The sequence below is a fragment of the Methanospirillum hungatei genome (genome assembly GCF_020216685.1).
GTDB lineage: Archaea > Halobacteriota > Methanomicrobia > Methanomicrobiales > Methanospirillaceae > Methanospirillum > Methanospirillum hungatei_B.
Map to the genome: position 1 here is coordinate 1 of NZ_JAIWNS010000152.1, position 12,490 is coordinate 12,490.

Here is a 12,490-nt window from a genome sequence, read left to right on the forward strand (position 1 = left end):
CAGGAAGGAAGACAGCATCTTGGGCGAAAACTTGACCAGATAACCGGAGAGGTCATGCAGATCTGCGAGGACATCAGGCGAGAGGGTATAGAGTTTATTAACCAGGCACGAGATCGTATTATGAAATGACGGCTCTCTAGAGAGCAGAATAAGCGCTTCCCTTTTCCCTGGTAGTCGGAACCATATATGCCCAAATGGCTTGATGTCGGAACCCAGGTAATAAACCTGGACTATATTCAGAAATTCCTGGTCGTCGAAGTAACGAAGGATCGGAAAGGGCAGGTTGTTGTTGAAAAGGCAATCCTGAGGGCCCATCTTAAAGACGGCGAGCAGGTAAATATTGCGGCATTTAAAAATAAACTCGATGCCATGACGTGGATTCGTACACGGCTGCGGAACAGCGAAGAAAAAGTGATTCAGGTCAGATAACCAGTTTTGGATTTTTTCTCTTTTTCACCTTCTCTGACATCTCAAAGGAATATTTATCTGTCAAAAAGATGAGAGAAAAGGCATGAGCAAAGGCTTTGCTGTTCCTCTGGACGTACCAAAAAGTGAGCAGGACACGTATATTCGTAATCTGAAGACGATAACTCACGATTCCGGTCGGCTGATGCTTTTTGCCGGTGACCAGAAGATAGAGCATCTGAATGATGACTTCTATGGCGAGGGGATTCACCCTGATGACCATGATCCTGAACACCTCTTCAGAATAGCAGCGAAAGCAAAAATCGGGTGCTTTGCAACTCAGCTGGGGCTTATCGCGAAATATGGTGCAGACTATCCAAAGATTCCGTACCTGATTAAGATCAATTCCAAGACTCACCTGGTCCCGACAGCACAACATGAACCCTTCTCTAATCTTATCAACACCATTGACCAGGTTGTTGCATTCAGAAAATGCAGTAAACTGAACATCCTTGGTATCGGGTACACCATTTACCTGGGCTCTGAATATGAGTCGGCAATGCTCAGCGCTGCCGCACAGGCCATCTTTGAAGCACACCAGAATGGTCTTGTCACGGTCCTCTGGATCTATCCACGAGGCAAAGCGGTAGGGAATGAGAAAGATCCGCATCTCATCGCCGGTGCAGCCGGAGTTGCCGCATGTCTTGGATCAGACTTTGTGAAAGTCAACCCGCCGAAAGGAGAAGGTGCATCATCTGCAGAACTCATCAGGGAAGCAACCCTTGCTGCAGGACGGACCAAGGTTGTCTGTGCAGGCGGGTCCAGTGTTGATGCTGCCACGTTTTTGACCCAGCTCTGGGAACAGATTCATGTCGGAGGATGCAGCGGGAATGCAACCGGCAGAAATATCCATCAGAAACCACTTGATGAAGCGGTTCGGATGTGCAATGCCATCTACGCCATAACCGTGGATGGGGCAAGTGTGGAAGAAGCGATCAAGATTTATCATGGCTGATACTACGCGGAAGATAAAAACAATCGGGATTCTGACCGGCGGTGGCGACTGTCCCGGTCTGAACGCAGTCATTCGTGCAGTGGTAAAGACTGCACATCTGTATGACTATTCGGTTATCGGAATTCGGAATGGATGGAAGGGTATTGTAGAAGGGGAAGTAGAGCCCCTCACAGAATTTTCCGTAACCGGTATTCTGCCGAAGGGCGGGACCATCCTTGGGACATCACGGACCAACCCCCTGAAAAGTCAGGAACAGACCCAGCAGATGCTCTCAAACCTGAAGCGCTTTGGTATTGATGCCGTCGTCGCCGTGGGCGGGGATGACACGCTCAGTGTTGCAACCCGGCTGCACCAGATGAATATCCCGGTGGTCGGTATCCCGAAGACGATAGATAATGACCTCTCCGGAACCGACTACACCTTTGGGTTTGATACTGCGGTATCCATTGTAACCGATGCAATTGACCGGCTCCATACCACGGCTGAATCGCATCACCGGATCATGGTGCTTGAGGTGATGGGACGGCATGCCGGATGGATAGCAACGATTGCCGGGATAGCGGGTGGTGCAGACCAGATCCTGATCCCTGAAGTGCCCTTTGATATTGATGATGTCTGTGAGGGCCTGAAGAAACGGCGGGAACGGGGGAAGAAGTTCTCCATTGTGGTCATCGCCGAGGGTGCTAAACCCACCGATATGAATACCTTTGTGACAGCCTCTTCAAAAGTGGACGAGTTCGGGCATGAACAGCTGGGTGGTATCGGTCATCTGCTTGGCAGGGCCATTGAAGAGCGGGTCGGTTCAGAAACCCGTGTCACCGTCCTTGGTCATGTGCAGCGGGGTGGGTCGCCGACCGCCCATGACCGGGTACTTGCAACCAGGTACGGGGTCAAGGCAGTTCAGCAGATTCATGAAGGGAATTATGGTGTGATGGTCGCTCTCCACGGGGACAAGATCGTTCCGATCCCGCTCAGCGATGCCATTACCCAGAAGAAGGTTGATCCTGAGCTCTATGAGATGGCCAGGATCTTTTACTAAATTACTTCCCAATTTTTACCAAAATCTCTTCCAGAGACGGATATCTGGATTCGATTCGCTCAACCGTGCCACCGCCGGCGCTGATGGTGCTTGTTATCTCATTGAGTGCTTCAATGGAATGGGCGACCGACATCCAGAGATTTCCTGACTGGTCTGCCTGAATGGGAGGCTTAGAATCTTCCGGCCAGATGTACCAGATCTCGTACCTGATGGATCCGAACTGTTCGCGCAGTTCAGGCATCGTGCCAAACACCACCACTTTCCCCCGCTTTAAGATCATGACATGGTCGCAGATCTCTTCAACCTGGGCCAGGTTATGGGCAGAGAGGATGATGGTCTTGCCCTCCGTTCGGAGTTGCTTTAAATATTCTATGATAAACCGGGTGGTCATCGGGTCAAGGCCGGATCCTGGTTCATCATAGATGAGGATCGAAGGGTCATGAATGAGGGACCGGGCGATGGCTACTTTTCGCTTCATCCCCTTTGAGAGGTTTCCTATCTGTTTCCCGTCCGGCTGGAGGGATAACTGGGCAAGCAGGAGATCAGCCCGTGCCTGAATGGTTACCCTATCAAGCCCGTAAATCTCTCCAAAGAACCGGAGATAATCCGGGACAAGCATCGTTTCATACAGGCGTGACTCCTCAGGCAGGTATCCTATCTGTGAACGCACCTGCATGGGATCTGATACCAGATCCAGATTGCCAATAACCAGGGAACCTGATGTGGGAAGGATAAGGCCGGACAGGATCTTCAGGAGCGTTGTTTTTCCTGCCCCGTTATGGCCGATAATGCCGAATATCTCCCCCTCCCTGCAGGTGAATGAAACATCGGAGAGGGCGGTAACATCCCCGTACATCTTCGTTAAGGACGATGCTTCAATCATAGTGATGTATCCTCCTCTTGTCTTCACTACGTTAAAGTGTTACGGTAAGCTTTGATATACCATCCCGGCGAACTATCACCCAATGGAGGCTCTTTCACAGCTTCTTACCATTGCCATATGGGAAATCAGACGCTTTCAGGGGACCATGACCCGGGACCTCTTACCGGTTGCCATAGTGCTGCTCGTTCTCCTGGTGGGTGTGAGCGGGTTTACGGCACAAAAGGGTATTCATCTGCAGGATGGTATCTACCGGGTCGGGGTGGACAGTCAGATCTACCTGGACATCATCGGCGGCGATCCCCGGTATGTTGTCTACTCCCTTCCGTCAGATGTGACCAACATCAGGTCACTGGGGCTTGATCTTGCTATCCGTGCCGGGTCTCTCCTTCGGTCAAATGGGGAGAAAGGTGCGGCAGCCCAGAAGAGTTTTGAGCGGGATTACCAGGCGTACCAGGACTACATCTATCGTCAGCAGACCGATCTTTTTGCGGCATATCCGGTCTGGATTGATAGTGAGTACATCGTCAGCGAGCTGGACTTTCTTGCAACCCAGAGCGGTCAGCAGGTAGCAGCACCACGAACCGCATCCCCGACTCCGCCTGAACCAGAAAAAATTGAGACGGATATCATCCCTCCTTCGGGGATCATCCCTGCAGATATGGAACAGCTTCGTCTCCAGCTTGAGGAAGAGGCGGCCCGGGGTGCAGATCAGCTGGGAAGATATACTGATCTCCTGTCCCAGCAGGAGGCTCTTGGAGAACTGCGGGTTCCTTCCATGCTCTCTCCGCCACTGCCCTTTGATACCATCATCTTTATCTTTGTCTTTATATTCCCTCTCTATTTCACATCCCAGTTTTTTATGATGAGTATTATGAATGAGCGGACCCTTCGTCAGGGTGAAGCACTGATTGCCTCACCGGTCAGGCCGGTTATCCTGGTGCTTGGGAAGATGCTCCCCTATGCAATCGGGATGATCCTCATTGTTGTTGCAATCCTCTTCACGGTGAAGGCGGATGTTCTGGCAATTCTGCCTCTCATCCCCGTTATCCTCTTCTTCCTGTCATTTGCACTCTTCATCGGGATGGTGGCCAGAAGTTATAAGGAACTCTCGTTCATCTCCATCTTCTTCTCAACCATCGCGACATCATACCTCTTCTTTCCCAGCATCTTTGCAAATGTCCATATCGTCAGTCTCCTCTCCCCGGTGACGCTGGTGGTTCATGTGATTGACGGAACCGGATACACTCTGACCGATTATATCTACTCAACCACCCTCTTTTACCTGACCAGTCTCATCCTCTTCGGTGTCTGTATCCGGAATTTTCATGAAGAGCAGCTCTTTACTGAGAAAGGACTCCTTGATGCACTGGCGCTCTACCTTGGTGCTCTCATCTCAAACCGGTACTGGTATCTCTCCCTCATCCTCATCTCAATGATGACGATCCCCTTCGTCTTTATGGCCCAGATGATGTATCTGGTGCTCTTTTTCAACCTCCCGATGCCCTATTCACTCATCCTCATCATGGTGCTGGCAGCGATGACCGAGGAACTGGTAAAGGCAGCAGGGTTTGTCGGACTAATTTCGCACCGGTATCCCCCCCTGACCTGGAAGATTGTCATCCTTGCGTCACTCCTTATCGGGTTTGGTTTTCTCCTTGGTGAGAAACTGCTCCTCTTTGTGACCATCTCGCAGATCGCAGACTCTATCTTCGGGGCTGCTCTCTTTATGTCTCTGGGCCTCCTCTGGGTGCCGTTTCTTCTCCATTCGGGGACCGTATTCTGTACCGGTGCAGTTGTAAAGATATGGGGGAAGAATGCGTTTCCTATCGGGATTACCCTTGCAACTGTTGTGCATACTCTCTATAATCTGTATATTCTCCGGGGGTGGGTATGGTGAATCAGCGACTGGTGACTGCCATTGCACGAAAGGAGATCCGCGGTCTGACCTCAGAGAAGACGATAATCCTTGCGATACTGCTTCAGCTCTTCATCGCTCTGTTCTCATCATTCCTGATGGTCGGCCTGTCTGCGATGTATGACCCTTCGGTATACGGACGGATCACCGGGATTCAGTACGGGGTTGGATTTGTCGGAAATGATACCATCCTCTTTGATCTCTTCAGTCGGGATCCCTCTTTCATGCCCTACCGGATGGATCCGGGTGTCGCTCTTGGTGCACTCAAAGAACGCCAGCTGGCTGCAGTTGTCTGGCCTTCTGAAGACCCTCCTGATGGAGAAGATCCGGTGATCGTCACGCTGTATACCATCAGTAATGATATCCAGTCCACGGTCATTGAGGTGAAGATAAAGGATATCCTGCTCGAATATGAAGAGATACTTCGTGATATCAGGAAAGACCGGCTTGACTTCAGACCGGTATCGGTAACCCCCTCCCGCCCGGTTGCCCAGAACTCTTTTTACGAGTTCATCTACGGGCTTCTTATCCCGATGCTGCTCTTTATGCCGGCTATCATATCTGCCGGGCTTGTCATTGACCTGATAACTGAGGAGTACCAGGAACAGACCCTAGACACCCTGCGAACAACTCCTGCTACTCTGGAAGATATCGTCTGCGGGAAAATTCTTGCATGTATCCTGATAATCCCGGTGCAGGTGGCATTATGGCTGGTTCTGCTCACGATAAACGGTATTCAGATTGCGTCGCTGGTTGAGATCCTGCTTCATGTTGTCCTTGCATCAACGGCTCTCATCCTCATCGCTGCAACCATCGCCGTGTACTACCGGGACCGGACAAAGGCCCAGTTCATCTTCTCGACAGCAGTTATCATCGTGCTCCTGCTCATCCTGGCCTTCCCCTCAAATCCCATAAACCTCATCGTGCTCCTGGCGGTTGGAGTGGCTCCGCTCTATCACTGGGCGGTTATGGCTGCTTCGCTCGCCGGTTCGGCTATCCTTGTCGTCATTGTGAAAAATATGATCAGGAGAGTTGAGTACTCCTGATTCCCCTTCCGATCTTTCTTACTTATTCGAGAATTTCCCTTTTTGCATTGGCAAGTTTTGGCTCAAGTCGTGCTGCCGTTGATATCGCAAGGTCTGCACGGTCTGACAGCCCTCCGGCCTGCATGATGATACCTGCATTAAACCAGACTTTTGGCATGGTCGGGAAGAGTGAGAGTGCTTTTTCAATCGCTTCCAGTGCTGCATCATAATTCCCGGTTTTATAATAGAGTACCGAGAGGTAATGCCACCGGATGGAAAAGTCCGGGTGATCCGGAGGGACCATCGTCAAATCACTGATTGCTCCTGGTATATCCCCTGTCTTATATCTGATAAACCCACGGCGGAAGATGTACTCGATGTTGTCCGGATACTGTCTGATAAGTACTTCAAAATCAGTCAGTGCCTCCGCATACCGCCCGGCATCAAGGTGGCACATTCCCCGGTAGTAGAGAATATCAAAATCAGTAATACCCTCTGCTATAGCGCTTGTGAAATAATTGCAGGCCTCTTTCATATCACCGTCACGGTATCGTTTCAGGCCCTCTATATATGCCTTCTTGGCCGGATCTTCTACCCGGTTCTCAGTCCGGCTGTACATAGTGTACATGTTGCCGATTCCTCTATTTCAAGCCATCAGAAGACTGATCATTTACATATCCCGGAACACCCGGGCAAGGCGGCTCATACCTTCCTCTATCTGCTCTTTGGAGGAAGCAGAAAAGTTCAGTCTGATGGTTCTGCATCCCCCGTCATCAACATAAAAGGGAACGCCGGGCATCACTGCAACCCCTTCCTGAATGCCCTTCTCAAATATCTCCATCGAATGCATGGAATCGGGCAGGGTCAGCATCAGGAACATCCCACCGACAGGATTCGTGTGACAGACGGTATCGGGGAGCAGATCCTCAATAAGGTCGATCATGAGCCGGCATCGCTCTCCATACTCGCGTCCCATCGCACGTATCTTCTCATCAGGATGATGCCTGGTCATATACTCGGTCAGGACCATCTGGGAGAAGAGGTTTGAGTGGAGATCTGCTGCCTGCTTTGCCCGGTTAAATGCGGCAAGAACCGGTCCGGGAGCCCGTATCCATCCGATGCGAAGTCCTGGGGCGACTACTTTAGAGAATGATCCGCTCATCATGACCTGGTCTGGCAGGTGTTTCATCACCGGCTGGCGTGGCTTTCCGTCAAAGAAGAGTTCTCCAAAGGCATCATCTTCATAGAGCAGACAGTCGGTTCCGGAGAGGATGTCAGCCACCTCCCGTCGCCTCTTATCTGACCAGGTACATCCTGACGGGTTTTGTGAATTCGGAATCCCGTAAAAGAACACCGGGTCTTCTGTCCTGATGGTATGTGCAAGAGTATCAGGGTCAGGTCCCTCATCATCGGGCGGAACTGGAGAAAAAACAGGGCTATAAAATGAAAATGCCTCGATGGCACCCAGGTATCCGGGGCGTTCGATAAGGATCGAGTCTCCAGGGCTGGTCAGGATTTTCGCCATAAGGTCAAGAGCCTGCTGTGACCCATTTACTATCTGTATCTCATCCGGGCTGACCTGAAGTCCCAGCCGTGTATAATACCGGCGGGCTATTATCTCCCGTAAGGGACGGTACCCGTCGGTGGTGGTATACTGCAGGGCTGCTCTTCCATGCTCATCAAAGACTGCTTCTGTTGCCTGCCTGATTCCTTGTAGATCAAAGAGTGATGCATCAGGAAGCCCGCCTGCAAAAGAGATGATCCCGGGCACGGCTGATACCCTGAAGAGTTCGTCCAGAAATGAGGGCGGAAGGATCTGCATGCAGGAAGAAAACCGGTATGCAGGGCCGGCATCTGTACCAGTCATACTGATCTGTTGACGTTTCCAGAAGAAATTCTTTTGATACAGCAAGCCTATTATCTAAAGGCTCCTAATATCCTCTTTATGCAAAGGTCTATGGGTCTTATGCTGATAATGGGGTTAGTTCTCATCTGCGGGGTATTTGTTCTGGCAGATACCCTCAGTGTTGTAAAAAAGGATGGTGAAATGGTGAAAGCACCTGTCGGGGATGTACAGAATGAATCAATGCAGGGTGAGCTCTTAGTCAGGTTTAACCCTGAACTCTTGAACACAACAGCCCTGCAGGCGGCTGCCAATGCTTCTCATGCATATATCGGGGCAACAGTGAAGACGGACTATAATGAGCTCGGACTTCCCGGACTCCAGCTGGTTCAGCTCCCGCCGGGGATGACTCTGGAAGAGAGTATTGCATATTACCAGAGCCTTCCGTATGTGAAATATGCAGAGCGGAATGTTGTATACTCGATTGAGGGCAGCACCGGGGCCAAAGAAGGGAAGAATGTAACTTCGGATTTTGGGGCTCTCACACAAAACGGCACACCGGAGCGACCAGCCCGCCTGCTTGTCCAGTTCAATGCCAAGGCATTTTCTGATGGTGCAAACCTTTCTGCAAATGCAAACCAGACTCATGCATCACTGAATGCAACGTTGCTCAAAGATTTCACCCCCGAAGGTCTGTCCGGGCTGCATCTTGTAGAACTTTCCGGGAACATGACTCCATCTGAAGGGGTACAGGCGTATAAAAATCAGACATCTGTCATATATGCAGAGCCTGACTACGAGATCAGACTGTGAGAACCGGTAAAAAATGATACGAGGTATTACAGGGCCGGCATCTGAAATGTCCCATCCCTGATATCACCGACCCATTTTTGAAACATTCTCATCCCTTCAATCATCTTTCTCCCATACTTTTCAAAGAACGCCTCTTCCTCTTCAGGTGCGGGTGGTTTTTCCAGGTATTCAAGAAGGGCCGATTCTCCGTCAAAATCAGTGCAGGCAAACCTGATGAAAAAATCACCATACGGGGCCATCATCGCTTCACCGGTGACGGTCGCGATATGATAGGGATGTGAAATGAGAGCAGGGGCCAGATCATTGGAGTACATAATCCCTGCTTTCTGCAGTTCATTCGTGAGCGGGTTCATATCGACCATGAAGTAAAATCCGGCCCTGGGGACCGTGACCCTGATTCCCTCAATGGTCCCGCACATACGTGCAAGCCTGCTGGTCATGATCCGGAGTATATTTCTGACCGCCTCCAGGTACTGATCCATCTCTTCTTCTGACCGGTATGCGGCAATACCTGCCTCCTGAAGTGGTGCGGCAGAACTGGTATAGATGGTTGCGGCAATCTTTGCGACGTCACGAATCGTCGATGAACTGATTCCCTCTGGCATGATGCAGCTTCCAAGCCTGAATCCCCCTGCACCCATCCCGGCAGAAAGACTGTGAATGACAAAGGTGCCCTCCGGGTATATCTTTCCCATGCTTACAAATTGACCCGGGTCATAGGTGAGCAGGCTGTAGACCTCATCAGCGAGGATGAAGGTGTTGTATTTCCTGCATATGTTTGCAATGTCATTTAGTTCGTCTTTGGTATACAGTGCCCCGGTCGGGTTGCCTGGATTATTCAGGATGAGCAGGTGCTGGGTTTTTACCAGTCCCTTGAGCATCGCTTCCAGAGTCTGCGGACGGATCTTAAAGTTATTGGCACCGTGGGTATAGAGCCGGTAATAGGGAACATTCAGGATCCTGAGCTGCGGCAGATATCCAAGCCAACCAGGAGAAGGGATGATGACAGACCCGGTTATCAGTGTAAAGATGGAGAAGATAAGTCCTTTGGCACCATGCCCGGTTATCACCCGGTATGGCTCAACATCCAGATCAAATCGGTTTTTATAAAAGGATGCAACCGCTTGACGTATCTCAGTGTTCCCAATCGGGTCAGCGTATGATCCCATCCCGCTGTGAAGGGAGAGCGCTTTTTTGAGCGGTGCCGGAACCGGAAAAGGAGATTGCCCGAGGCCAAACTGAAAGACCTCTTCCTGACATCCTTTCTCCGCACAACGCTCCTGCTGCTCTTCAATTAATCGAAAATATCGAAGGTTTTCCGGTATCTGGATCCGGTCCACCTTGGCATCGATGATAATGCCGGCCATGTGAGAGAGTCTCACAGAGACAGCAATTAAACTTTCTCTTCCTCATAGATGCTGACCGGTGACGGGAGGATCCCCGGCCGTTCATCCGTCATATATGAGGTATATGGGAGGATATGGACATAATACTCCAGGTACCCCTGGATAAAATCAGAAAGACCCTGTGATCTGCGGCCAAGGATGAGAACCACGAAAAACTGGATGAGCATGCAGATGCCGGCGATAAATCCGTATATCATCAGGACTATCCCCATCAGGAATGAATACACAATACGGATGAATAGTTCAATTCTGCCAGCTTCTTCTTCATATGCAAATAACTGCTTCATGGTCTCTTCACCGAGCTGCCGGAATCATCGGGTTTGGACCTGCTCCGGATATCACTATGCTTGCGGTCTTACTCACCGGGTCATACCGGCCGTTCCTGTCATCGTCAATGACAACCGGTTGGGCACTCAATGTTGCGTACCCTGCGGTCAAAGCATGGATGTTCACTTTCGCAAGATTTGCTATGGATAGTGCCGGTTCAACCTGATTTCCAAGGTCAGCGCCCTGAATAAGGATGGTCGTACTGTTGATATGTTCAACTGTATTCATGGAAACCCATGAAGGGAAGCTTATCTCACCAAATGATGCGACGGTCGGGTTATCGAGGGTAAGGTAGAGGGCATATCCTGAAATTCCCGCATTACATCCTTCCATAATGAGATCTATCGCCGGCTCTTCTCCGGGGTTGGACTCGACAACCGACGGATTAAAGAAGAGGAGTGAGTATGCTGACACTGGTGCAATAAGGCCGGCAATGAGGATCAGTGCACCAAGCACTCCGATAGTATATGTCTGTTTCATCTGTATCACCTACACCATCTGGTATAATTTCACGACATCACCAAATCCGATAAATCCGCTCTTATCAAAGTCAAACTGACCGATTGGTTCCTCTTTCATGGCAAAGAGGATCTGGTTAAAGAGGAGTTTTGGATCTTCGTATTCAAGCCAGCCGTTTCCGTTAATGTCTTCAAAGAGTCCGTCATCGTCCGCGTCGGTCGGAACCGGGTAAAAGCCTCCTTTTCCGTCAGGGAATGGCTTCACCGGCTGATACGGTGGTTTGACATGTATGTAATTCTCTTTCTCTGCTATTGAGCTGAGACCTTCCTTGGAGATGGTAAGGGTTATCGAATATTTCCCTGGTTTCATATACAGGTGGGTGGGATTCTGCAAGGTTGATTCAGACCCGTCACCAAATGTCCAGTGCCAGGTTTCCGGCTCACCTGATGACATATCAACAAACTGGACGTTCAGGGGTATTGTGCCTGATACCGGTTCTGCCTTAAATTCAGCATTTAACGGGAGAACCAGACTGAGCGGTTTATATGCATTCAGCCTTCCCCCGGTTACACAGGTTGTATTCAGCCAGAATTTCTGGTCAACAGAGTTGAGAATCAGGTTCTTTATCTGACCTGCATCATATCCGGGCTTTTCACTCTTGATAAGTGCTGCTGTACCGGATACGAAAGGAACAGACATTGACGTCCCATCCATGAACCCGTAATCACCCGGAAGAGTGCTGTAGATATTCTGCCCGGGTGCAAGAAGGTCAACAGAAACAGCACCATAATTGGAGAACCATGTGAGCATATCATACTCATCACTTGCACCGACAGATATGATATTGGCCGAGTTATATCCTGCCGGATAATAGGGTATTTCATCGTTATCATACCCGTCATTTCCGGCAGCACAGACAAAGAGTGCATTTGTACTGTCAATGGTCTCCTTCAGGGCTTCACTGTAGATATGAGATCCCCATGAACAGGAGATGATGTCTGCACCCTCTTCCTTGGCATACACAATTCCCATGATCTCAAGAGCCGTGTTGCTGACGCCGGTTGCATCAAAAACCTTCACCGGAAGGATCTTAGAGTTCCAGCTGACTCCGGCAATTCCGATTGCATTATCAGTAACCGCACCAATGGTCCCTGCACAATGGGTTCCATGACCGTTGTCGTCCATGGGGTCTTCATCAAAGTTTACAAAGTCAAATCCTTTCAGGCAGTTAGCCGCAAGATCCTCATGGTTGTAATCAACTCCTGAATCGATCACTGCCACAATGACATCAGATGATCCGGTGGATATATTCCACGCCTCCGGAGCACTGATATCTGCCCTGCCTGCACTACTGTTCAGG

The 12,490-nt window shown here is 50.2% G+C and carries 13 protein-coding genes; 6 read left to right on the forward strand and 7 right to left on the reverse strand.

All coding sequences use genetic code 11. From position 1 onward, the window contains the following. The first annotated feature begins 186 nt into the window (after positions 1-186). The 3 genes from LDL35_RS09680 to LDL35_RS09690 all read left to right on the forward strand — a co-directional run bounded on the left by LDL35_RS09680 (position 187) and on the right by LDL35_RS09690 (position 2,459). On the forward strand, positions 187-429 hold the full coding sequence (locus LDL35_RS09680) for a hypothetical protein (RefSeq protein ID WP_304022137.1): 243 nt from the start codon (positions 187-189) through the stop codon (positions 427-429). Between the two features lie 82 nt (positions 430-511). After that, positions 512-1,420: an aldolase gene (locus LDL35_RS09685; protein WP_304022138.1), complete on the forward strand. Its 909-nt coding sequence runs from the start codon at positions 512-514 to the stop codon at positions 1,418-1,420. Next, the gene (locus LDL35_RS09690) at positions 1,413-2,459 is read left to right on the forward strand and encodes an ATP-dependent 6-phosphofructokinase (RefSeq protein ID WP_304022139.1); all 1,047 of its coding nucleotides are present in this window, start codon (positions 1,413-1,415) and stop codon (positions 2,457-2,459) included. Before LDL35_RS09685 ends, LDL35_RS09690 begins: the two co-directional genes overlap by 8 nt. Position 2,460: 1 nt before the next feature. On the opposite strand, the gene LDL35_RS09695 is transcribed toward LDL35_RS09690, so the two are convergent. Next, a complete protein-coding gene (locus LDL35_RS09695) occupies positions 2,461-3,342 on the reverse strand; it encodes an ABC transporter ATP-binding protein (RefSeq protein WP_304022140.1) in 882 nt (293 codons plus the stop codon). An 82-nt stretch (positions 3,343-3,424) separates the two neighbouring features. On the opposite strand from LDL35_RS09695, the gene LDL35_RS09700 reads away from it, so the two are divergent. Then, positions 3,425-5,239: a PrsW family intramembrane metalloprotease gene (locus LDL35_RS09700; RefSeq protein ID WP_304022141.1), complete on the forward strand. Its 1,815-nt coding sequence runs from the start codon at positions 3,425-3,427 to the stop codon at positions 5,237-5,239. Continuing rightward, positions 5,233-6,303 carry an ABC transporter permease subunit gene (locus LDL35_RS09705; RefSeq protein WP_304022142.1) on the forward strand — a complete coding sequence of 357 codons (1,071 nt, stop codon included), beginning with the start codon at positions 5,233-5,235 and terminating at the stop codon, positions 6,301-6,303. The genes LDL35_RS09700 and LDL35_RS09705 overlap by 7 nt, the downstream gene beginning before the upstream one ends. 22 nt (positions 6,304-6,325) lie before the next feature. Here the strand turns inward: LDL35_RS09705 and LDL35_RS09710 are convergent, their stop codons facing one another. Beyond that, positions 6,326-6,901 carry a tetratricopeptide repeat protein gene (locus LDL35_RS09710; RefSeq protein ID WP_304022143.1) on the reverse strand — a complete coding sequence of 192 codons (576 nt, stop codon included), beginning with the start codon at positions 6,899-6,901 and terminating at the stop codon, positions 6,326-6,328. A gap of 51 nt (positions 6,902-6,952) precedes the next feature. Continuing rightward, positions 6,953-8,149, reverse strand: a complete 1,197-nt coding sequence (locus tag LDL35_RS09715; RefSeq protein ID WP_304022144.1) for a PLP-dependent aminotransferase family protein — start codon at positions 8,147-8,149, stop codon at positions 6,953-6,955. A gap of 108 nt (positions 8,150-8,257) precedes the next feature. On the opposite strand from LDL35_RS09715, the gene LDL35_RS09720 reads away from it, so the two are divergent. Continuing rightward, positions 8,258-8,938: a hypothetical protein gene (locus LDL35_RS09720; RefSeq protein WP_304022145.1), complete on the forward strand. Its 681-nt coding sequence runs from the start codon at positions 8,258-8,260 to the stop codon at positions 8,936-8,938. A 26-nt stretch (positions 8,939-8,964) separates the two neighbouring features. On the opposite strand, the gene LDL35_RS09725 is transcribed toward LDL35_RS09720, so the two are convergent. From LDL35_RS09725 to LDL35_RS09740, 4 genes are all read right to left on the reverse strand, one after another. Further along, the gene (locus LDL35_RS09725; protein ID WP_304022146.1) at positions 8,965-10,305 is read right to left on the reverse strand and encodes a pyridoxal phosphate-dependent aminotransferase; all 1,341 of its coding nucleotides are present in this window, start codon (positions 10,303-10,305) and stop codon (positions 8,965-8,967) included. Between the two features lie 26 nt (positions 10,306-10,331). Continuing rightward, positions 10,332-10,631 carry a DUF4389 domain-containing protein gene (locus tag LDL35_RS09730; protein WP_304022147.1) on the reverse strand — a complete coding sequence of 100 codons (300 nt, stop codon included), beginning with the start codon at positions 10,629-10,631 and terminating at the stop codon, positions 10,332-10,334. A gap of 7 nt (positions 10,632-10,638) precedes the next feature. Beyond that, positions 10,639-11,151, reverse strand: coding sequence for a hypothetical protein (locus LDL35_RS09735; RefSeq protein WP_304022148.1), 513 nt, complete (start codon positions 11,149-11,151; stop codon positions 10,639-10,641). Positions 11,152-11,160: 9 nt separating this feature from the next. After that, on the reverse strand, positions 11,161-12,490 hold a 1,330-nt coding region (locus tag LDL35_RS09740), incomplete at its 5' end, for a S8 family serine peptidase (RefSeq protein WP_304022149.1).

Coding starts and splice junctions, on each gene's coding strand:
- LDL35_RS09685 (WP_304022138.1), top strand. CDS start 512: ATGAGCAAAGGCTTTGCTGTTCCTCTGGACGTACCAAAAAGTGAGCAG.
- LDL35_RS09700 (WP_304022141.1), top strand. CDS start 3,425: ATGGAGGCTCTTTCACAGCTTCTTACCATTGCCATATGGGAAATCAGA.
- LDL35_RS09680 (WP_304022137.1), top strand. CDS start 187: ATGCCCAAATGGCTTGATGTCGGAACCCAGGTAATAAACCTGGACTAT.
- LDL35_RS09715 (WP_304022144.1), bottom strand. CDS start 8,149: ATGACTGGTACAGATGCCGGCCCTGCATACCGGTTTTCTTCCTGCATG.
- LDL35_RS09720 (WP_304022145.1), top strand. CDS start 8,258: ATGGGGTTAGTTCTCATCTGCGGGGTATTTGTTCTGGCAGATACCCTC.
- LDL35_RS09695 (WP_304022140.1), bottom strand. CDS start 3,342: ATGATTGAAGCATCGTCCTTAACGAAGATGTACGGGGATGTTACCGCC.
- LDL35_RS09705 (WP_304022142.1), top strand. CDS start 5,233: ATGGTGAATCAGCGACTGGTGACTGCCATTGCACGAAAGGAGATCCGC.
- LDL35_RS09725 (WP_304022146.1), bottom strand. CDS start 10,305: ATGGCCGGCATTATCATCGATGCCAAGGTGGACCGGATCCAGATACCG.
- LDL35_RS09730 (WP_304022147.1), bottom strand. CDS start 10,631: ATGAAGCAGTTATTTGCATATGAAGAAGAAGCTGGCAGAATTGAACTA.
- LDL35_RS09690 (WP_304022139.1), top strand. CDS start 1,413: ATGGCTGATACTACGCGGAAGATAAAAACAATCGGGATTCTGACCGGC.
- LDL35_RS09735 (WP_304022148.1), bottom strand. CDS start 11,151: ATGAAACAGACATATACTATCGGAGTGCTTGGTGCACTGATCCTCATT.
- LDL35_RS09710 (WP_304022143.1), bottom strand. CDS start 6,901: ATGTACAGCCGGACTGAGAACCGGGTAGAAGATCCGGCCAAGAAGGCA.